The organism is Diaphorobacter sp. HDW4B (assembly GCF_011305535.1).
GTDB lineage: Bacteria > Pseudomonadota > Gammaproteobacteria > Burkholderiales > Burkholderiaceae_C > Diaphorobacter_A.
On the sequence record NZ_CP049905.1, the window covers coordinates 2773387 to 2792457 of the forward strand.

The window sequence follows — 19071 nt, forward strand, 5'->3', positions numbered from 1 at the left end:
CAGTCCGCCTTGCGGCGATGGGTTTTGTTTGAAGAAAAAAACTCAATGAAATCAATCAACTGAGGGTGCTGTGCGATCTGGCACGGGTCTTGAGTGAGGGGATGCATCGGTCTGCGCAATCGCAACCGGATCGATGTACCAAAACCCGCATTTCTGGAGACTACGAGCATGACGGTATACGCAGCACCCGGCGCAGTTGGCGCCAAGATCGCCTACAAATCCCGCTACGACAACTTCATTGGCGGCAAGTTCGTGCCACCCGTGAAGGGCCAGTATTTCGACGTGATCACGCCGGTGACCGGCCAGGTCTACACGCAGGCAGCGCGCTCCACGGCGGAAGACATCGAGCTCGCGCTGGACGCGGCGCATGCTGCGGCAGACGCTTGGGGCAAGACCGATGTGGCCACGCGCTCCAACATCCTGCTGAAGATCGCCGACCGCATCGAAGCCAATCTGGAACTGCTGGCCTATGCCGAAACCGTGGACAACGGCAAGGCGATCCGCGAAACGCTGAATGCCGACATTCCGCTGGCGGCCGACCATTTCCGCTACTTTGCCGGTGCCCTGCGTGCGCAGGAAGGCGGCATCAGCCAGATCGACGACAACACCGTCGCCTATCACTTCCACGAGCCGCTGGGCGTCGTGGGCCAGATCATTCCCTGGAACTTCCCGATCCTGATGGCCGCGTGGAAGATTCCTCCAGCGCTGGCTGCGGGCAATGCCATCGTGCTCAAGCCTGCGGAGAGCACACCCATCAGCCTGCTGATTCTGGTCGAGCTGATCGCCGACCTGCTGCCACCCGGCGTGCTCAACGTGGTCAACGGTTTTGGTCGTGAGGCGGGCATGCCGCTGGCGTCGAGCAAGCGCATCGCCAAGATCGCGTTCACCGGCTCGACCAGCACCGGCCGCGTGATTGCGCAGGCCGCTGCCAACAACCTGATTCCAGCGACTCTGGAACTCGGCGGCAAGTCGCCCAACATCTTCTTTGCCGACATCATGGACAAGGACGATGCCTTCCTCGACAAGGCGATCGAAGGCATGGTGCTGTTCGCGTTCAATCAGGGCGAGGTCTGCACCTGCCCAAGCCGCGCGCTGATTCAGGAAAGCATCTACGACAAGTTCATGGAGCGCGTGCTCAAGCGCGTGGCGGCCATCAAGCAGCTGAGCCCGCTGGATACCGATTCCATGATGGGTGCGCAGGCGAGCAAGGAACAGCTCACCAAGATCCTGTCGTACCTGGATCTCGGCAAGCAAGAGGGTGCGGAAGTGCTCATCGGCGGTGACCAGGCCCGACTGCAGGGCGATCTGGAAGGCGGCTACTACGTGCAGCCCACGCTGTTCAAGGGCCACAACAAGATGCGCATCTTCCAGGAAGAAATCTTCGGCCCGGTGCTGGCGGTGACGACCTTCAAGGACGAAGCCGAAGCGTTGGCGATTGCCAACGACACGCTGTATGGCCTCGGCGCTGGTGTGTGGTCACGCAACGGCAATGTGGCGTATCGCATGGGCCGTGCGATCAAGGCAGGTCGTGTGTGGACGAACTGCTATCACGCTTATCCTGCGCATGCGGCGTTTGGTGGGTACAAGGAGTCTGGTATTGGGCGTGAGAATCACGGGATGATGTTGAATCATTACCAACAGACTAAGAATTTGTTGGTGAGCTATTCGGAGAATAAGCTCGGGTTCTTCTGATTCTTTGTGCTTCGGCGATGAAGAACTACTCCCTCTCCTGCTTTTTGTGGGGGAGGGGTTGTGTGGGGTGAGGGAAATTTGGCCTTCGTTATGTTTTTGTTTACGGAGGCCGGGACTGCCCCCGGCTGGGCAGTCACTTTTTGCTTGCGCGCAAAAAGTAACCAAAAACGCGCTTGAAGTCATCCGGAAGAACTCACTTTGCGCCAAAGGCGCTCCGTTCGGGCAACCGCCGGAAGTCAGTTTGGAAGAGGTATTTTCGGCACTTTGCTTCGCTCGTGCCTCTTTTCATCTCGCGACTTCGCGAGATGTCTTTTGCAAGTTTTTGAGGGCTCTTTTATGGTCGATAAGGTTGTGGCTACTCCGGCTGCCTTGGAGCTTATCTCGGAGCTTAAGCTGCAGTATGGGCCTGAGCTGATGTTTCATCAGTCGGGCGGTTGCTGCGACAACAGTGCGGCCAATTGTTATCTTCCCGGCGAGATCACCATGGGGGCCGGGGATGTGTTTCTGGGGGAGATTGGCGGGTGCCGTTTCTACATCGGCATTGCGCAGTATGAGTATTGGAAGCACACGCAGTTGATCATCGATGTGATCGAGGGACACGGGGGCACGTTGTCGCTCGAAGGGCCTACGGGCAAGGCCTTTCACACGCGTTCGCGGGTGTTCACGGATGAGGAGTTGAAAGAGCTGGGCATCGAGCGCCCAGCTCCGTGATCAACCTCTTACCTGTTTTAACTCAGCAGACGACGGCGTGCAAAGCGCACTACCGTGACGCCGTTGCGTGCCTGGCGTGTCGAGGGCATGACGAGCACGCAGTCATCGTACGGTGTGGTGACGGGTTCGCCGTCGTTGTTGCCGATGACGGTGCCTGCTTTTTCGATCACTTCCAAACCGGTGAAGGGTTCGGTGAAAGTGAATTTTTCGCTTTTTGCGACGACAGGGCCGGTAACCTCCAAAGCCCATTGGCGTGGTGCGTTGCTTTGACGCCAGCCTGCGAGCTGGGTGTCCAGGGTGTTGCGCGAGAAGGTTTCGGAGGCTTCGAGAAAACGCACGCACATGTCTTGCGCCACCACGCGGCTTTGTGGGTCGCCGTGGAAGCCGCATTCGATCAGCAGGGTGCGTGAGTCACCAGCTTGTGCGTCAGGCAGGCCGAAGCGGCCGTAGTCGCGCATGCGTGTGCCGTCCTTGTGACCGGCATCGACCACGATGTGCTCGGGCGAGCGCATCTGCTTGGCCAGTTCCAGGTTGCGTGGCTGCACGCCGGTGAGTGACAGCGGTGCGCTGGGTTCGTGCATGGAGTGCAGGTCGAGTACCCAGTCCGCCTTTTGAATGAACGGACGCAGGGCAGCTGCGCGGCGGCGCTCTGCGGTGTCGGCGGCGTCAATGCGGTCATCGCTCCACTGGCGGTTCATGTCTTGATCGACAAAACGCGATGCGTCGTGGTTGTCCGGATCGAACTTGTCGAACGCGTTGATGTTGCAGAACGCGAGCGTGAGCGTGCCTTGTTCGGACTTCACGCCCGCTTCGAGCAGGCCCTTGAGCGCCCATGCACCGCACAGCTCGTTGCCGTGGATCAGCGCGCTGATCAGCACGTTGCGACCGGGCTTGCCGGAGTCGAAATGCCAGACGCCCTCGGTGCCTGTGTTGCCTGCGCGCCAAGCGGAGATGTCGGGCGCGGGGAGGTCGAACTTCAATGTCGTGTTGGCCATGCTTACCTGCCTCATTCCTCGATCTTCGCGAATTTCACGATCTTGGTGTACTTGGCGATTTCGGTGTTGAGGAACTTGTTCATGTCCACATCAGGCGATGCGACGCCCGAGCCTGCGGCTTCCATCTTCTTGCGGAAGTCGGGCGATTGCAGGGTGTCGTTGAGCGCCTTCTTCAGCTTGGCAGCGATGGGTTGCGGCAGGTTGGCCGGGCCCATGAGAGCGAACCAGGAGGTGATGTCCACGTTCTTGAATTGCGGGAATTCGGAGAGCGCTGGAATGTCCGGTGTGGCCTGCGAGCGCTTGGCTTCGGTCGTGCCGAGCGCGATCACCTTGCCTGCCTTGATGTGCGGAAGGCCGCTGGAGAGCACGAACACGCCGAACTCGATGTTGCTGCCGACGAGATCGTTGGTCAGCGGTGCCACGCCGCGATAGGGGATGTGCGTCATGAACAGGCCGCCCTGCTCCTTGGTCATCTCGCCCGCGAGGTGCAGTGCGGTGCCCACGCCGGAGCTGCCATAGCTGAACTTGCCGGGGTTCTTCTTCACGAGTTGCGTGAACTCGTTGGCGTTTTTCACGCCGGATTTGGTGGACGCCACCAGCACCATGGGCTGCGAGCCGATCAGGCCGATGGGCGTGAAGTTGTTGATGCCGTACTTGACGTTCTTGGTCACGAGCTTGGCGATCGCCAATTCGTTGTTCGCGCCGACCAGCAGCGTGTAGCCGTCGGCTGCGGCGTTGGCCACTTTCTGCGCGCCGATGGTGCCGCCTGCGCCGCCCACGTTTTCAATCACCACGGGCTGGCCGAGGCGGTTGGAGAGTTCGGTGCCGACTAGGCGGCCCATCAGGTCGGTGCTGCCTCCGGGTGGGTAGCCGACGACGATGGTGATGGGTTTGGTGGGATAGGCGGCGGGATCTTCTGCGAATGCCGGGAAGGATGTGGCTGCAGCCAGCAGGGTGAGGGCGCAGGCCGTCAAGGCGGTGGCGGCGCGGCGGGAGATTTGTGGGTTTGTGGGGCTGCGCATGGCTTTATCCGTTTCTTTTTTGCTTGTTGATGAAATGGATTTTGCGGATGTCGTGATGGGGATGTGGTGCTTAAACGGCACCAAGTCGTGCTGTTTTTTGTGAAATGTCGTTGGGGGTGAGTGTGGCGAACACTGGCTTTGTCGTTGAGGGCGGGGGCCGGGTCTCGCCCCGGCGGGCGAGTCACTTTTGCTTGCGCGCAAAAGTAACCAAAACGCGCTTTGAATACCTCCGGCAGAACTCGACTTCGCGCCGAAGGCGCTCCGCTCGGACAACCGCCGGAAGTCAGTTTTGAAGAGGTGGTTACGGCACTTCGCGTTGCTCGTGCCGGGGATCTCGCGACTTCGCGAGATGGGGCGTTCATGAGCGTGCGAGTTCTGTCCACATGGTTTCGGCGAATGCCGAGAGCTTGCGTTTGGGGCGGTAGACGCGGACGTCGAAGCGGATGTCCATGCGCTTGTCGCCTGCTCTGGCGAGCTTTCCGGCTTTCACATCCGCGTGCGCCAGCGACCATGGCAGCCACGACATGCCCAGGCCCTTGAGCACGTATTCGTGGTGGGCGTCGGGGGAGTCGCATTCCATCAGGCGCTTGAGTTTGGGTGCGGCGGGGTGGTGGGCGAGGTGGTCTTCCACCAAGCGGCCCAGCGCGAGGCTGCGTGCGTAGGCGACGTAGGGCGTGGGTGTGTCGTTGTTGAGTGCGTAGCGGGGCTCGCCGGAGGTGTAGGCCTGCGAGAGCGGCACGAGTTTGTCGGAGGCGAGGGTGACGTGCAGGTACTGTCTCGCGTCCAGCGGTACGACCAGCGCGGGGTGGTGGAAGAGCACGGAGAAGTCCGCATCGCCCTGCTGCAGCGCCCGCACGGTTTCTGCGAGTGAGCCGGTGAGGATGTGGAGTTCGCCATCGCTGAGTTGCGAGCGCACGCGCATGAGCCAGTCGGCCACCACGGTGCGTGCCAGTGTGCGGCCGGTGGCGAGGGTGACGTTGCGCGCATGACGGCCTGCGATGGTCTGCAGTTCTTCGCGCGATTGGGTGAGGGTGCGGGTGAGCTGCTCTGCGGTTTCCAGAAAGGCTTCGCCCGATGGCGTGAGCCGTACCGGGCCGCTGCCTTGGGCGATGAGCGGCGTGCCGGCCCAGGCTTCGAGCGCGCGGATGCGGCGGCCGAAGGCGGGGTGGGTCACGTGTCGCAGCTCGGCTGCGCGGGTGAAGCTGCGTTCCTTCGCCAGCGCGATGAAGTCTTCCAGCCATTTGAGTTGCATGGCCGGAACCCTTCTTTCTTGAGTTATGGACGCGCCGCGTTGAGCGTGTCGCGTGTGGCGAGCGCGGCTTTGCGTGCGGCCGCGGCGAAGTCATCGCCGGACGATGCGTACAGAATTGCGCGCGACGAGTTCACGGCGATCAGGCCATCTTGCGTGAGGCCTGCGCGCACGGTCGCAACCGCGTCGCCGCCCTGCGCGCCCACGCCGGGGATCAGCAGCGGCAGGGTGGGAGCGAGTTCGCGCACGCGTTCGATTTCTGCAGGGTAGGTCGCGCCCACGACGAGGCCGAGCTGGCCGTTCTTGTTCCACGGGCCTTGCGCGAGCTTGGCGACATGTTCGTAGACCATGGGGTTGCCTTCGACGCTGGCCAGGCGCTGGGCCTGCAGGTCGTTGCCACCGGGGTTGGAGGTGCGGCACAGCAGGAACGCGCCCTTGCCGTGGTATTGCAGATAGGGCTCGACGGAATCAAAGCCCATGAACGGTGAGAGCGTGACCGCGTCGGCACCGTAGCGCTCGAAGGCTTCCTTCGCGTACTGCTCGGCGGTGGAGCCGATGTCGCCGCGTTTGGCGTCCAGAATCACCGGCACATGCGGGGCGGTCGTGCGCATGTGCTGCATCAGGCGTTCGAGCTGATCTTCCGCGCGATGGGCTGCGAAATAGGCGATCTGCGGCTTGAACGAGTTGGCCAGATCGGCCGTGGCATCGACGATGGCGGCGCAGAAATCGTAGATCTTGTGCGGGTCGCCCCGCATGGCCTGCGGGAAGCGGCTGGGTTCGGGGTCCAGGCCCACGCACAGCATGGACTGATTTTGCGTCGAGGCGTCGCGCAGCATTTCGGTGAAGGTCATGGGCGCAATTTTAATTGGACAGGCAATTTCTTCCATAGGCAGGCAGAATCGCCCCCTATGCCAACGCTTTCCCGACGCCAATTGGTGCTGTTGGTCCTGCTCACCGTGATCTGGGGTCTGAACTGGCCCGTGATGAAGCAAGGCCTCGCACATTTCCCGCCGCTCACTTTCCGTGCCATCTCGTTGGTGATGGGCCTGCCCGTGATTGGACTGGCCGTCTGGCTGCAGAAGGCGTCGTTTCGCATTCCGCGCGAATACTGGGGCACGCTGATCAAACTGGCGATTCCCAACGTCGTGCTCTGGCACTGTCTGATGATTCTGGCGATCCCCAATCTGACCAGCGGTCGCGCGGCGATTCTGGCCTACACCATGCCGATTTTTTCAGCCGTGGTGGGCAGCTTGGTCTTCAAGGACAAGCTCGCAGGTCGCGGTTGGATTGGCGTGGCGGCTGCCGCGCTGGGCGTGATCCTGCTGCTGTGGCACGAGGTGGGCTCGCTTGGCAGCAGGCCCTTTGGCGTGGGGTTGATGCTGATCTCCGCGCTGAGCTGGGCTGTCGGCACGCAACTGCTGCGCCGTACGCACATGCCGGTGCCGCTGCTCACGCTGGCGTTCTGGATGATCGCGATTGCCTGCGTGGTGCTGGTGATCGTGGCCACGGTGTTCGAGCACGACAAATGGGTGGCGCTTCCCGATGGTCCTGCCGTTTTCGGCATTCTGTACAACGCGTTTCTGGCGCTCGGTTTTGCGCAGGTGACGTGGTTCTTCCTGGCCAAGACCTTGCCGCCCGTGGCATCGACGCTCAGCGTGATGTTGATTCCGGTGATCGGGGTGTTCAGCGGGGCGGTGTGGTTGGGGGAAGTGTTGCACTGGCAGGACTGGACCGCCGTAGGCCTCATGATGGTAGCCATAGCCTCCGTCCTCTGGCCTGTGCGGAAGACTTGAACTTTTGTTTTTTGGTTGGGTCGTCGCTCGTTTTGAGGTGACGATATAGGCCCTCATGCTTTGTTGCAAAGCCTTGCCGTACGAGAGTACTGTCTGCGGCTTCGCGTCGCGCCTGAGGGCCTATCTCGTCATTGTGGTTTGGGGTTCAAGCGCCCTGTTCGCTGCGGAGCTCGCTGTCTGAAGTCGGGCATCCATCTGTTGTTTTGCCCAAGAAAAAACCGCCCTGAGGCGGTTTGGTTCTTTGTGATGGTCACTCAGACGATCACGTGATTCGCTTTGTTGAATCAGCGTGGTGCGCCCAGAAGGCGTTTGACATCGCGGTCCATGGGGAGGGCGTAGTCGTAGCCACGGATGATGCGGCTGTCTTCGGTGCGGACCAGTTTGGTGCTCACGTAGGTGTAGGCTGCGGCGGGCGAGTAGGTGCCGACCAGAACCATCACGGCGTTGTGCTGGCGAGCGATGTCGCGCACTTCGCGGGACAGGAGCAATTCGCCTGCGCCTTCACGCACGAACACGTTGCCGCGCAGCTTGATTTCCTTGACGTTGAAACCGGACATCGCCATGTTGGTGGCGTATTGCTCGGACAGCGTGCGGCCCAGAGGTGCCGAGCGGGCCGTGTCGTTCACGTCCACGATGGTGGCGACCAGCACGGGGCCGGGGCCGATGGAGTTGGCGTCCAGACCAGCCAGCAGCTTGCTCACAGCATCCTTGCTGCTGTTGAGGAAGGCGTTGTCGTTGGCGTCCTTGTAAGTGGGTTCAGTGCGGACGGCGACGGGCTCGGACCGGAACACGGAGCAGCCTGCCAGCATGGAGGCCGCAGCCACTGCGAGAAGAGCGATCTTGCTGCGATTCATCATTGGCCCACCACCTTCATGTTGACCGGACGGAAGTGCGTGGACTTGGCGAACAGCGGCACATCGGCGTTGGCAAGGTAGTACACGTCGGATTCGCGCGAGACGAACATGCCGTTGTTGGTCACGGTGGTCGTCAGGATGACTTCGGTGTTCGAGCCGGATGCATCGGGCTCTTCGGTGTAGGCACCCACATTGGCGTGACCGGGCGTCTTCACCACTTGCGCGTTGTAGGTGACTTCCAGTTGTTGGCTGGGGGTCGACTGGACCTTCACACCCGAGTCGATCAGGCGGGTGATCAGCAGATCACGGAAACCGGTATCGAAGGCGCTGGCGTTGGGGGCGAGCGTCACGTAAACAGGTGTGCCAGCGTTGAAGCCGGAACGCGCCAGATTGTCGCGAGTGCGCTCGGCAACATCGCGCGACATGGCGTCCCAGTGGCCTGCTGCGCGGACCTTGTATTGGCTTGATTCTGCGAAATTCTTTGTCAGCGGTACCGGCGGTGTGCCGCAGCCGGTCAACGTCACAGCCATGCCAGCGACAGCCGCAGCAAGGCCGAGCTTCTTGTAAATAGCCATACTTCCCTCCATACCAGTAAATGATGGGAGCGAAAAACAACACTCCCAGGATCGCTATCGATTCTGGGCAGAGACGTTACAAAAAACAAGAGAAATTATGGGTAAGTGCATGTTGACACAGTATTTCTGTTGTTTTGTTCGCAGTTTCTTACCTTGGTATTGACGACCAAATCAAAAAGCAAAGAGGGCGTAACTGGTACGCCCTCTTTCGTGTCAGCCGCGTGGGGCGGGATCAGCCAGCGCGTTTTTGCAGGATTTCGAAAGCGGGCAGGGTCTTGCCTTCCAGCACTTCGAGGAATGCGCCGCCGCCGGTGGAGATGTAACCGACATCCTTTTCGATACCGTACTTGGCGATGGCGGCCAGCGTGTCGCCGCCGCCTGCAATGCTGAAAGCGCTCGACTCGGCAATCGCCTGAGCGATCACCTTGGTGCCGTTGGCGAACTGGTCGAACTCGAACACGCCGACCGGGCCGTTCCAGACGATGGTGCCTGCAGCCTTGAGTTGCGCGGCCAGTTTGGCGGCGGTTTCGGGGCCGATGTCCAGAATCATGTCGTCGTCGGCCACTTCGGTCGCCTTCTTGACGGTGGCAGCAGCGTCGGATGCGAAGTTCTTGGCAACCACCACGTCGGTCGGGATCGGCACTTCCGCGCCGCGTGCCTTCATGGACTCGATCACCGCCTTGGCGTCGCCCAGCAGATCGGGCTCAGCCAGCGACTTGCCGATCTTCAGGCCCGCGGCCAGCATGAAGGTGTTGGCGATGCCGCCGCCGACGATCAGGCCGTCCACGTTCTTGGACAGGCTTTGCAGAATGGTCAGCTTGGTCGAGACCTTGGAGCCAGCCACGATGGCCACCAGCGGACGCTTCGGTGCGGCCAGTGCCTTGGTGATGGCGTCGATTTCAGCGGCCAGCAGCGGACCGGCAGTGGCGGTCTTGGCGTATTCGGCGATGCCGTAGGTCGTGCCTTCCGCGCGGTGGGCGGTGCCGAACGCGTCGTTCACGTAGATGTCGCAGAGCTTGGCCATCTTCTGGGCCAGCTCGGGGTTGTTCTTTTTCTCGCCCTTGTTCAGGCGGCAGTTCTCCAGCATCACGAGCTGGCCGGGCTGCACTTCGACGCCATCGACCCAGTTGGCGATCACGGGAATCTCGCGGCCCATGAGTTCGGACATGCGCTTGGCCACGGGTGCCAGCGAGTCTTCGGGCTTGAATTCGCCTTCGGTGGGGCGGCCCAGGTGGCTGGTGACCATCACGGCAGCGCCAGCGTCCAGCGCCATCTGAATGCAGGGAATCGAGGCGCGAATGCGCGTATCTTCGGTGATCTTGCCGTCATCGTCCTGAGGAACGTTCAGGTCGGCACGAATGAAAACACGCTGTCCGGAGGCCTTGCCCTGAGCGCAGATGTCGGAGAAACGAAGAATATGCATGATGGTTTCTGGGGGGATGGGAACTGCGCCGGGTCAGCTTGCGGTGTCACGGCGCGGACATAAAACTGCCGCCGATTGTATTTGCCATGGCTGACACGAGGCTTTGTTCCAGACTTGCCGCAGTGGAAAACAGGAGTTTTCAGGCGGCGGTGGCGACGGCAGGGCTTACCAGCCGAGCCCGATGTGCAGTGGCAGATAGATGACCATGCCGACCAGAATCGTGCCCAGAATGCCGCGCTTGGTGTAGTAGTAGATCACCGCTCCGGCGAGGGCAGGCAGGCGCGCGTCCATCAGCGTGTGGATGAACTTGCCCTGCGTCATGAACAGCTCTGGCACGATCACCGCGCCGAGGGCCGCCAACGGCGCGTATTTGAGGCCCCGCCGCAACCATTCGGGCATGGGCAGTTCCTTGTCTGAAATCATGAAGAACGAGCGCGTGACGATGGTGATGACCGTCAGGCCAATCGTCGCGAGGATCATTTCGAGCACGTACCAGATCATGGGCGACGCTCCTCGGATTCATTCGCTGCGGTCGATTCGGCTGCGTTGACCTCTTCTTTCAGCTTGGCTTCTGCGGTCTGCCGGAGCTTCATGCGCTTCATGTGGCGATCCGCCGATTCGAACATCAGGCCTGCAGCCACGGCGGCCACCACGGCCACCAGAATGTTCATCTTGAGCGGCAGCGCAAACGCGGCAATCGCGGCAGTGCCTGCCACGGCGGTCGCCAGCACGGTGAATCGGTCGTTGATCATGGACAGCAGAATGCCAAGCAGCGCCAGAACGCCCGCAAAGCCAAGGCCCCAGGACAGCGGAATCGCATTGGCCAGCAACATGCCCGCAACCGATGGGATCTGCCACATCATCCAGTTGGTCGAGGCTGCTCCGGAGAAGTAGGCGACTTGTCCAGGAGCGGGCTTGGCGTCCGGAAAGCGTTTCATGAAGCCGACAAAGATGACGTCACCGCTGAAATATCCGAGCAGAAGACGCTTGTTTCGCGGAAATTCATGAAAGTAGCTGCGCCACATCTGGCTGAAGATCACAAAGCGCAGGTTCACACAGATGGCGGTCAGCCAGATCACCCAGAGCGGCGCTCCCGCCACCAGCAGCGGCAGCACGGCCAATTGGGCGCTGCCTGCGTAGATCAGCAGCGACATGAAGATCGACAGCGGCACCGAAAGGCCACTCTTGACCATGGCCACGCCTGTCACGAGGCCCCAGGCGGCGATGCCGATGCCGGTGCCCATCATGTCGCTCACGCCGAGCTTGTAATACGGCTCCTTCATCATCGCCCGCCATTGCGCCCACTGCTCCCGGGCAAATTGCCGAAAGCGCGCGCAGAGCTCGGAGAAGGTGGGGCGAGTCATGAAAGAAACTGTGGGAAAAGCAAGTGTCGGGTCAGGTAGTTGTTTGGTCGGAACCCAGAACATCACCGGATTTGACGGCAAAACCGCGCAGGAAGTCGGCAAAAGGCAGTCGTTTGCCGCCAGCGCGTTGCAATGCCGTCAGGCGCAGAATCGTGCCGTTGCCACAGGCGACATCCATGCCGTTCGTTCCGATTTCCAGAATTTGACCAACGGGTGAATTCTGCGCTTTTGCTCGCAACTGCGCTTGAACTGCGGAATCGGATTCCGTTTCCAAGGGCAATTCAGCGGCCCAGACCTTGATGGTTTCGCCGTTGAACGTGGTCGATGCGGCAGGGAAGGGGTCGAAGGCACGCACGCGGCGCGAGGTCACCTCGGCAGGCAGATTCCAGTCGATGGCGCTTTCGGCCTTTTCGATCTTGTGTGCGTAAGTCACGCCCGCCTCGGGTTGCTTGATGGGTGTCAATGTGCCGCAGGCCGCGATTTCGAGCGCCTCGACGATCATGCGACCGCCCAGATCGGCCAGCTTGTCGTGCAGCGTGGCGGTGGTGTCTTTGCCCGAAATCGGCAGGGCCTCGACGAGCAGCATGTCGCCGGTGTCCAGCCCCGCATCCATCTGCATGATGGTGACGCCCGTTTCGGCATCACCCGCTTCGATGGCGCGGTGGATGGGTGCCGCGCCGCGCCAGCGTGGCAGCAGGCTGGCGTGGATGTTCAGGCAGCCGAGGCGGGGCAAGTCGAGCACCCACTGCGGCAGGATCAGCCCGTAGGCCGCCACCACCATGCAGTCCGCATCGCTGGCCAGCAGGGCCTCCTTGGCAGCGGTGGCCTCATCGGGATACTTGCCATCCAGGCGCAGGCTGCGCGGCTGGCTCACGGGAATGCCGTGTTCCAGCGCGCATTGCTTGACGGGCGAAGCCTGCAGCTTCATGCCGCGACCGGCGGGGCGGTCGGGCTGGGTGAGCACCAGCGGCACCTCGAACCCGGCGGCGAGCAGGCGCTTGAGCGCCACGGCGGCGAATTCGGGGGTTCCGGCAAAAACGATCTTCATGGGGCTCATCCTGGTTGTTCTTCTGGAAACTTCTGCGATCCATCGGTGGGTTGTGGTGGCCATGCGCCAACCCGCGCCGTCAGAAAGCGCGGAAGTCGTCGGCCGTGGGCTCGTCGGTGAACATCACCTTGGCCAGATGGCCTTCTTGGTCGATGTGGAGATGACCGAGGCGGCGCAGGTTCATGTCGTCCATGAAACGGTAGGTCCAGACCTTGCCCTTGAAGCTGGCGACTTCGGTGATCTCGTACGGCGGGCCGTAGAAGTCGAGCACCTGACGGCGGGTGCTGCCGATCGGCGTGCGCGACAGATGCATGAAGTCCAGCACCTGCGTGTACGAGACCAACTGACCCGCGGCGTCGAAGTCTGCGTGATGGACCTCGCGGCCCATGGGGAGGGTGGAGTACAGCCAGCGCTGACCGCCATTCGGCAGCGTGATCACGTTCATCGGAGCGCCCATGCGGGACTGCACCTGAGCCGTGCTTTCGCCACGCTCGGGCGGGCTGAAGCTGGCGCAGCCTGCCAGCACGATGCAGGTCAAGAGGGCCGCGGCACTTGAACGAAGGCTGGCAGGCCAGCGGATGCCTGCCATGCGCATCATGCGCGTTCCTCGCTCTTTTTCTGCTTGAGCAGCTTGGTCTTGATGCGGTTGCGCTTGAGGGGCGAGAGGTATTCGACGAATACCTTGCCAAGCAGGTGATCGAGCTCGTGCTGCACGCACACGGCGAGCAGGCCATCGGCCTCGATCACGCGGGACTGGCCGTCGCGGTCGGTGGCGCGCACGTGGACTTGCTCCGAGCGCTCCACGCCGTCGTAGATGCCGGGCACGGACAGGCAGCCCTCGTCGCCGACCACCTTCTCGTCGCTGTACCAGGTGATCTCGGGGTTGATCAGCACCATGGGCTGGTCGCGGTCCTCCGACACGTCGATCACGACGATGCGCTCGTGAATGTCCACCTGCGTGGCGGCCAGGCCGATGCCGTTGGCGTCGTACATGGTCGCGAGCATGTCGTCGAGGATCGCGCGCACGCGCTCATCCACGGCCTGCACAGGCTGGGCAACCTTGTGGAGCCGAGGGTCGGGGTAACAGAGAATGGGAAGAATTGCCATGTCCAGACGTGAAATATGTCGCTATTTTCGCCACTTTTGCCGATTCCTGCGGGGGGTGAACGCAATAATCATTGCTCTATCAAGGGCTTGGGCTGAGAATCTGAGATCGTTTGTAACGTTGTGCGTGCGAAAACCAAGAAGCATTTTCTATGGTGCACCACAGCCATATGGTCGTTGAGAGGGCGAAATTCAATGCGTGAAAAGATGAACAACATGGCCGTACCTTCCAAAGCAAGCGTTTCACGGGTGGCTGCGGCGCTGGCTTTGATCGCCGGCTCGGTGTTGGCCTCCGGGGCGCATGCGCAACAGCATTCTGTTACTCCGAAGCAACGCGCCACCGCACAGCAAGTGGCCTCGCGCGGCGTACCAGTGGCCGATTTGACGGCCAATGCACCGGACACGTACGTCGTCAAGCGCGGCGACACACTCTGGTCGATTTCCGGTCTGTACCTCGCAAAGCCTTGGCGCTGGCCCGAGCTGTGGGGCATGAACATGGAGGCCATCCGCAATCCGCATCTGATCTATCCGGGGCAGACGCTGTATCTGGAAAAGTCCGACGGCTATGCGCGCCTGTCCACGCGTGGTGGTGGCAATGGTGAGTCCGATGTCGTGCGCGTCACTCCTCGCTCGCGTCTGGACAGCGTGGCCGGAACAGCGCTGCCGACCGTGCAGCAGCATCTGATCGAGCCTTTCCTGGTCGAGCCCGAAGTGCTGCCCGGCAACACGCTGGAGCTGGCACCGCGCATCGTGGCCGCGACCGAGACCCGCACGATTCAGGGCGCTGGTGACCGCATCTATGCGCGCAGCATCAGCGGCCAGGGCCTACTGACCGATCCGGGCGAGGATCGCAACTTCCGCATCTTCCGCAACGCGATCCCGATGAAGGACCCGGAAACCGGCAAGATTCTGGGCTACGAAGCGCAGTACGTGGGCCGTGCCGAGATGGTTCGCGGCGAAACCGTGGAAGTCACACCGAATGGCAAGGGCGGCAGCAATACCGACCCGGTGCCGGCGACGCTCGACATCGCGTCGGTCAAGGAAGAAGTGCGTGTCGGCGACCGCCTGTTGCCGCTCGCGCCACGCAGCTTCATGAACTATGTTCCACGGGCTCCTTACGATGACGTGGATGCACGCGTTGTTTCGATCTATGGCAGTTCCTCTGTGACCAATGCGGGCCAGAATCAGGTCGTAGCAATCAACCGCGGCGTCAACGATGGACTGGAGCCCGGCATGATTCTGACCGTGCTGACCAAGGGTGACCGCATCCGCGACAAGACCGACAGCAGCCGCTCCATGATCAAGCTGCCCAGCGAAGCCAACGGCATGGCGATGGTGTTCCGCACCTTCGACAACGTGTCGTATGCGCTGCTGCTGCAGGTGCGCTATGGCGTGGCCGTGGGTGACCGGATGGTGAATCCTCAGTAAGACGCGCGCAGGCTGCCTGCTCAGCCTCACGGACAGAAGAATGCCGACTCGTTCATGCGAGCCGGCATTTTCTTTTGGGGGGGAGGCAAAACACCATGCAACGAGATGAATTGACGGCCTGGCTGCGGCTCATGAGCACGCCGGGCGTGGGCAACCAGTCGGCGCGAAGGCTGCTGGCGGCTTTCGGCCTGCCGCAGCAAATCTTCGAACAATCGCTTGGCACGTTGCGTTCCTGCGTTTCCGGCGCGCAGGCGCAGGCACTGCTCGAAGAGCCGGCCAACCTCTGGAGGATGGTCGATCAGACTGTGCGCTGGCTGGAGGCACCTTCTGGCAACCCCAACATGCCCGTGCGCACCATCTGCACGCTGGGCGACCCGGACTATCCGCCTCATCTGCTTGCGACCGACGACCCGCCCTTGCTGCTGTATGTGGAAGGCGCAAGGCAGTTGTTGCAGAACGGCGGTCTGGCGGCGGCCAGTGGGCAGTGTCTGGCGATGGTGGGCAGTCGCAACCCCACGCCTCAGGGCAAGGGCAATGCACGCGAATTTGCCAAGGCATTGCGCGAGTCCGGGCTGACGATTGTCTCGGGCCTGGCTCTGGGCATCGATGCGGCCGCTCATGAAGGCGCGCTGGCCGCCGATGCCCAGCCATCGACTGCAGCGACCATCGCGGTGGTGGGTACGGGGCTGGATTGCGTCTACCCGCGCGCCCACCAGGACCTGGCCACGCGCATCGCCCTCAGCGGCATGCTGGTCAGCGAATATCCTCTGGGCACGCCACCGCTGGCCGCCAATTTTCCCAAGCGCAACCGCATCATCTCCGGCTTGTCGCAGGGCACGCTGGTGGTCGAGGCGGCGGTGGCCTCGGGCTCGCTGATCACCGCGCGGCTGGCGAGCGAACGGGGCCGCGAGGTCTTTGCGATTCCCGGCTCGATCCACGCGCCGCAGTCACGCGGCTGCCATGCCTTGCTGCGTCAGGGGGCCAAGCTGGTGGAATCGGCGCAGGATGTTCTCGAGGAACTGCAGATGCCGCGCGAGCCTCTGGAAAAGTCCCGAACCGCACCCCCAGCCACATCTACATCCAAGGCCAAGCCGAAGACGCCGCCCATCGCCATGCAGCAGTTGGACATCGTCAGCAGCGGGCTGGAGCATCTCTCGGACCAGCAGCACGAACTGCTGGGTGCGCTCGGCTTTGACCCGATGGGGCTGGATGCGCTGGTCGCGCGCACCGGCTGGGATGCGGCCACGTTGCAGGTGCAATTGCTGCAACTGGAGCTGGACGGCCACGTGGCGCGATTGCCGGGCGGGCGCTATCAGCGTCTGGCCAGCGGGTAGGTCGCTGGAAAATGAATGAAAAAGCCGCCTGAGCTTGCGCTCGGCGGCTTTGGGCATGGCAGCAATCGAAAAATCAGATGCCGAGCATCAGCTTCAGGTTCTGCACGGCAGCGCCGCTCGCGCCCTTGCCCAGATTGTCCAGACGCGCCACCAGCACGGCGTGGTTGTAGCTGTCGTTGCCGTAGACGCGCACTTCCAGCTTGTTCGTGTCCTTGAGCGCCACAGCGTCGAGCTTGCCGTCTTCGGTGGCTGGCAGCACCTGTACCCAGTGATCGGGCGTGTCGGTCTTGGCGTAGTGGTCGGCCAGCACCTTGTGCACATCGGCCACCTTGGGCGCGCCGGGCAGGGTGTCCAGATGCAGCGGCAACTGCACCAGCATGCCCTGCGGGAAGTTGCCCACGGCAGGCACGAAGATCGGGCGGCGCGTGATGCCGGTGTACTTCATGATCTCGGGAATGTGCTTGTGCGACAGGCCCAGTGCGTAGAGCTCGAACGGCGCGGCGTTGCCCGCTTCATAAGCTTCGATCATCGTACGGCCGCCGCCGGAATAGCCGCTCACCGAAGGCAGCGCGACCGGGTAGTCCTCTGGCAGCAGACCGGCTTCGACCAGCGGACGCAGCAGCGCGATCGCGCCGGTGGCGTAGCAGCCGGGGTTCGCCACGCGCGTGGCGTTGCGCACGGCTTCGAGCTGGCCGGGAGCCAGTTCGGGAAAGCCGAAGACCCAGCCTTCCTTGATGCGGTGCGCGGTCGAGGCGTCGATGATCTTGATGGTCTTGCCGGTCTCTTTGCTCACTTCGTCGATCAGCGCCACGGACTCGCGTGCCGCATCGTCATGCAGGCACAGCACGACCAGCTCCACGCCCGCAATCAGCGCGCGTTTGGCAGCGGGGTCTTTGCGCAGCTCGGGAGCGATGCTCACCAGTTCGACTTGCGGCATGGTCTGCAGACGCTCGCGGATCTGCAATCCGGTGGTGCCTGCTTCGCCATCAATAAAGACTTTTGCCATGGTGTACTCCTGAGGGGTCCGCCAAAAGGCAGACTAGGGGATAAGTTTTATCCACATGATTGGTGCGTCGCAGCATGATACATTTATTAGTTGCCATGCTGATGAAGCCCGCGGCCAGGCACCCTAATTCTGGAGCGGCTGACTTGTGAATATCCGGATGCTGCTGACTCTCGCGCCAACCAACACCCAGATGTGAGGTTCGCGTGTAAGGCAGTGGTCATCCGAAGCGAATTTAATCCCTGATTCGCCCATTCTCTGGTCTGCCGTTCTGAATGGCGTTCGGGCACCAACCACTTCTCCGAGAGACACCTCATGAAGATTCACGAATACCAAGGCAAGGAAATCTTGCGTAGTTTCGGTGTGCCCGTTCCGCGCGGCATCCCTGCATTCACCGTTCAGGAAGCTGTTGAAGCAGCTCAAAAGCTGGGCGGCCCCGTCTGGGTTGTGAAGGCCCAGATCCACGCTGGTGGCCGCGGCAAGGGCGGCGGCGTGAAGGTCGCAAAGACCATCGACGACGTGAAGGCACGCGCAACCGACATCCTCGGCATGCAATTGGTCACGCACCAGACCGGCCCTGAAGGCCAGAAGGTTCGCCGCCTCTACATCGAAGACGGCGCTGACATCAAGAACGAACTGTATGTGTCGCTGGTGACCGACCGTGCCACACAGAAGGTGGCCCTGATCGCTTCGAGCGAAGGCGGCATGGACATCGAGGAAGTGGCCCACTCCACTCCCGAAAAGATCATCACCGAGATGATCGATCCGCTGACCGGCATCACCGAAGCGCAATCGCGCAAGGTGGCCGCTGCCATCGGTCTGGAAGGCAAGTCGATCGACCAAGCTGTCGACATCTTCGCCAAGATCTACAAGTGCTACATGGACACCGACGCTTCGCTGGTGGAAATCAACCCGCTGAACTGCGACTCCAAGGGCGATCTGATGGCCTTGGACGCGAAGTTCAACTTTGACTCCAACGCGCTGTTCCGTCATCCAGAAATCGTCGCTTACCGCGATCTGGACGAAGAAGATCCTGCTGAAGTCGAAGCCTCCAAGTTCGACCTGGCCTACATCTCGCTGGACGGCAACATCGGCTGCCTGGTGAACGGTGCTGGTCTGGCCATGGCCACCATGGACACCATCAAGCTGTTCGGCGGCGAGCCAGCCAACTTCCTGGACGTGGGCGGCGGCGCCACTCCCGAGAAGGTCACCGAAGCCTTCAAGATCATGCTCAAGAACCCCAAGGTCAAGGGCATTCTGGTCAACATCTTCGGCGGCATCATGAAGTGCGACACCATCGCCACCGGCGTGATCACCGCCTGCAAGGCCGTGAACCTGTCCGTGCCGCTGGTCGTGCGCATGAAGGGCACCAACGAAGAGCTGGGCAAGAAGATGCTGGCCGAATCCGGTCTGCCCATCATCTCCGCAGACACGATGGCCGAAGCGGCCACCAAGATCGTCGCTGCCGTCAAGTAA

19 protein-coding genes are annotated in these 19071 nt (G+C 61.8%); 6 read left to right on the forward strand and 13 right to left on the reverse strand.

Going from position 1 to position 19071, the window contains the following annotated elements; genetic code table 11:
- Positions 1-168 precede the first annotated feature (168 nt).
- Both G7048_RS12710 and G7048_RS12715 read left to right on the forward strand, forming a co-directional pair.
- The gene (locus tag G7048_RS12710; RefSeq protein ID WP_166068490.1) at positions 169-1692 is read left to right on the forward strand and encodes an aldehyde dehydrogenase family protein; all 1524 of its coding nucleotides are present in this window, start codon (positions 169-171) and stop codon (positions 1690-1692) included.
- Positions 1693-2028: 336 nt separating this feature from the next.
- A complete protein-coding gene (locus tag G7048_RS12715) occupies positions 2029-2403 on the forward strand; it encodes a DUF779 domain-containing protein (RefSeq protein WP_166068491.1) in 375 nt (124 codons plus the stop codon).
- A gap of 17 nt (positions 2404-2420) precedes the next feature.
- Here G7048_RS12715 and G7048_RS12720 read toward each other — a convergent pair whose 3' ends face one another.
- From G7048_RS12720 to pyrF, 4 genes are all read right to left on the reverse strand, one after another.
- Entirely contained in the window at positions 2421-3398 is a 978-nt protein-coding gene (locus G7048_RS12720; protein WP_166068492.1) for a succinylglutamate desuccinylase/aspartoacylase family protein, read from the reverse strand.
- An 11-nt stretch (positions 3399-3409) separates the two neighbouring features.
- Positions 3410-4420 (reverse strand): tripartite tricarboxylate transporter substrate binding protein, encoded by a 1011-nt coding sequence (locus G7048_RS12725; RefSeq protein ID WP_166068493.1) that lies wholly within the window; start codon positions 4418-4420, stop codon positions 3410-3412.
- A gap of 358 nt (positions 4421-4778) precedes the next feature.
- Complete coding sequence (locus tag G7048_RS12730) at positions 4779-5672, reverse strand: LysR family transcriptional regulator (RefSeq protein ID WP_166068494.1); 894 nt, start codon at positions 5670-5672, stop codon at positions 4779-4781.
- 23 nt (positions 5673-5695) lie between these two features.
- Positions 5696-6520, reverse strand: coding sequence for an orotidine-5'-phosphate decarboxylase (gene pyrF, locus G7048_RS12735; protein ID WP_166068495.1), 825 nt, complete (start codon positions 6518-6520; stop codon positions 5696-5698).
- Between the two features lie 57 nt (positions 6521-6577).
- Here pyrF and G7048_RS12740 point away from each other — a divergent pair, with 57 nt between their 5' ends.
- The gene (locus tag G7048_RS12740; RefSeq protein ID WP_166068496.1) at positions 6578-7462 is read left to right on the forward strand and encodes a DMT family transporter; all 885 of its coding nucleotides are present in this window, start codon (positions 6578-6580) and stop codon (positions 7460-7462) included.
- A gap of 284 nt (positions 7463-7746) precedes the next feature.
- Here G7048_RS12740 and G7048_RS12745 read toward each other — a convergent pair whose 3' ends face one another.
- From G7048_RS12745 to def, 8 genes are all read right to left on the reverse strand, one after another.
- The gene (locus G7048_RS12745) at positions 7747-8319 is read right to left on the reverse strand and encodes a FlgO family outer membrane protein (RefSeq protein WP_166068497.1); all 573 of its coding nucleotides are present in this window, start codon (positions 8317-8319) and stop codon (positions 7747-7749) included.
- A complete protein-coding gene (locus G7048_RS12750; RefSeq protein WP_166068498.1) occupies positions 8316-8891 on the reverse strand; it encodes a hypothetical protein in 576 nt (191 codons plus the stop codon). The genes G7048_RS12745 and G7048_RS12750 overlap by 4 nt, the downstream gene beginning before the upstream one ends.
- Before the next feature lie 232 nt (positions 8892-9123).
- Positions 9124-10314, reverse strand: a complete 1191-nt coding sequence (locus G7048_RS12755) for a phosphoglycerate kinase (protein WP_166068499.1) — start codon at positions 10312-10314, stop codon at positions 9124-9126.
- Positions 10315-10479: 165 nt separating this feature from the next.
- The gene (locus G7048_RS12760; RefSeq protein WP_166068500.1) at positions 10480-10815 is read right to left on the reverse strand and encodes an AzlD domain-containing protein; all 336 of its coding nucleotides are present in this window, start codon (positions 10813-10815) and stop codon (positions 10480-10482) included.
- A complete protein-coding gene (locus tag G7048_RS12765) occupies positions 10812-11600 on the reverse strand; it encodes an AzlC family ABC transporter permease (protein ID WP_240933320.1) in 789 nt (262 codons plus the stop codon). The genes G7048_RS12760 and G7048_RS12765 overlap by 4 nt, the downstream gene beginning before the upstream one ends.
- Positions 11601-11709: 109 nt before the next feature.
- Positions 11710-12726 carry a methionyl-tRNA formyltransferase gene (fmt, locus tag G7048_RS12770; protein WP_166068502.1) on the reverse strand — a complete coding sequence of 339 codons (1017 nt, stop codon included), beginning with the start codon at positions 12724-12726 and terminating at the stop codon, positions 11710-11712.
- 79 nt (positions 12727-12805) lie between these two features.
- On the reverse strand, positions 12806-13324 hold the full coding sequence (locus G7048_RS12775) for a hypothetical protein (RefSeq protein ID WP_166068503.1): 519 nt from the start codon (positions 13322-13324) through the stop codon (positions 12806-12808).
- Complete coding sequence (gene def, locus G7048_RS12780; RefSeq protein ID WP_166068504.1) at positions 13321-13833, reverse strand: peptide deformylase; 513 nt, start codon at positions 13831-13833, stop codon at positions 13321-13323. Before def ends, G7048_RS12775 begins: the two co-directional genes overlap by 4 nt.
- A gap of 213 nt (positions 13834-14046) precedes the next feature.
- On the opposite strand from def, the gene G7048_RS12785 reads away from it, so the two are divergent.
- On the forward strand, positions 14047-15258 hold the full coding sequence (locus G7048_RS12785) for a LysM peptidoglycan-binding domain-containing protein (RefSeq protein WP_240932969.1): 1212 nt from the start codon (positions 14047-14049) through the stop codon (positions 15256-15258).
- A 95-nt stretch (positions 15259-15353) separates the two neighbouring features.
- Positions 15354-16592: a DNA-processing protein DprA gene (gene dprA / locus G7048_RS12790; RefSeq protein WP_166068506.1), complete on the forward strand. Its 1239-nt coding sequence runs from the start codon at positions 15354-15356 to the stop codon at positions 16590-16592.
- Positions 16593-16665: 73 nt separating this feature from the next.
- Here the strand turns inward: dprA and argC are convergent, their stop codons facing one another.
- Positions 16666-17598 (reverse strand): N-acetyl-gamma-glutamyl-phosphate reductase, encoded by a 933-nt coding sequence (argC, locus tag G7048_RS12795; RefSeq protein ID WP_166068507.1) that lies wholly within the window; start codon positions 17596-17598, stop codon positions 16666-16668.
- Between the two features lie 312 nt (positions 17599-17910).
- On the opposite strand from argC, the gene sucC reads away from it, so the two are divergent.
- Positions 17911-19071: an ADP-forming succinate--CoA ligase subunit beta gene (sucC, locus tag G7048_RS12800; RefSeq protein ID WP_166068508.1), complete on the forward strand. Its 1161-nt coding sequence runs from the start codon at positions 17911-17913 to the stop codon at positions 19069-19071.

Coding starts and splice junctions, on each gene's coding strand:
- G7048_RS12755 (WP_166068499.1), bottom strand. CDS start 10,314: ATGCATATTCTTCGTTTCTCCGACATCTGCGCTCAGGGCAAGGCCTCC.
- G7048_RS12775 (WP_166068503.1), bottom strand. CDS start 13,324: ATGATGCGCATGGCAGGCATCCGCTGGCCTGCCAGCCTTCGTTCAAGT.
- sucC (WP_166068508.1), top strand. CDS start 17,911: ATGAAGATTCACGAATACCAAGGCAAGGAAATCTTGCGTAGTTTCGGT.
- G7048_RS12765 (WP_240933320.1), bottom strand. CDS start 11,600: ATGATGAAGGAGCCGTATTACAAGCTCGGCGTGAGCGACATGATGGGC.
- fmt (WP_166068502.1), bottom strand. CDS start 12,726: ATGAAGATCGTTTTTGCCGGAACCCCCGAATTCGCCGCCGTGGCGCTC.
- G7048_RS12745 (WP_166068497.1), bottom strand. CDS start 8,319: ATGATGAATCGCAGCAAGATCGCTCTTCTCGCAGTGGCTGCGGCCTCC.
- dprA (WP_166068506.1), top strand. CDS start 15,354: ATGCAACGAGATGAATTGACGGCCTGGCTGCGGCTCATGAGCACGCCG.
- G7048_RS12760 (WP_166068500.1), bottom strand. CDS start 10,815: ATGATCTGGTACGTGCTCGAAATGATCCTCGCGACGATTGGCCTGACG.
- G7048_RS12730 (WP_166068494.1), bottom strand. CDS start 5,672: ATGCAACTCAAATGGCTGGAAGACTTCATCGCGCTGGCGAAGGAACGC.
- G7048_RS12720 (WP_166068492.1), bottom strand. CDS start 3,398: ATGGCCAACACGACATTGAAGTTCGACCTCCCCGCGCCCGACATCTCC.
- G7048_RS12785 (WP_240932969.1), top strand. CDS start 14,047: ATGGCCGTACCTTCCAAAGCAAGCGTTTCACGGGTGGCTGCGGCGCTG.
- G7048_RS12725 (WP_166068493.1), bottom strand. CDS start 4,420: ATGCGCAGCCCCACAAACCCACAAATCTCCCGCCGCGCCGCCACCGCC.
- G7048_RS12715 (WP_166068491.1), top strand. CDS start 2,029: ATGGTCGATAAGGTTGTGGCTACTCCGGCTGCCTTGGAGCTTATCTCG.
- argC (WP_166068507.1), bottom strand. CDS start 17,598: ATGGCAAAAGTCTTTATTGATGGCGAAGCAGGCACCACCGGATTGCAG.
- pyrF (WP_166068495.1), bottom strand. CDS start 6,520: ATGACCTTCACCGAAATGCTGCGCGACGCCTCGACGCAAAATCAGTCC.
- G7048_RS12750 (WP_166068498.1), bottom strand. CDS start 8,891: ATGGCTATTTACAAGAAGCTCGGCCTTGCTGCGGCTGTCGCTGGCATG.
- def (WP_166068504.1), bottom strand. CDS start 13,833: ATGGCAATTCTTCCCATTCTCTGTTACCCCGACCCTCGGCTCCACAAG.
- G7048_RS12740 (WP_166068496.1), top strand. CDS start 6,578: ATGCCAACGCTTTCCCGACGCCAATTGGTGCTGTTGGTCCTGCTCACC.
- G7048_RS12710 (WP_166068490.1), top strand. CDS start 169: ATGACGGTATACGCAGCACCCGGCGCAGTTGGCGCCAAGATCGCCTAC.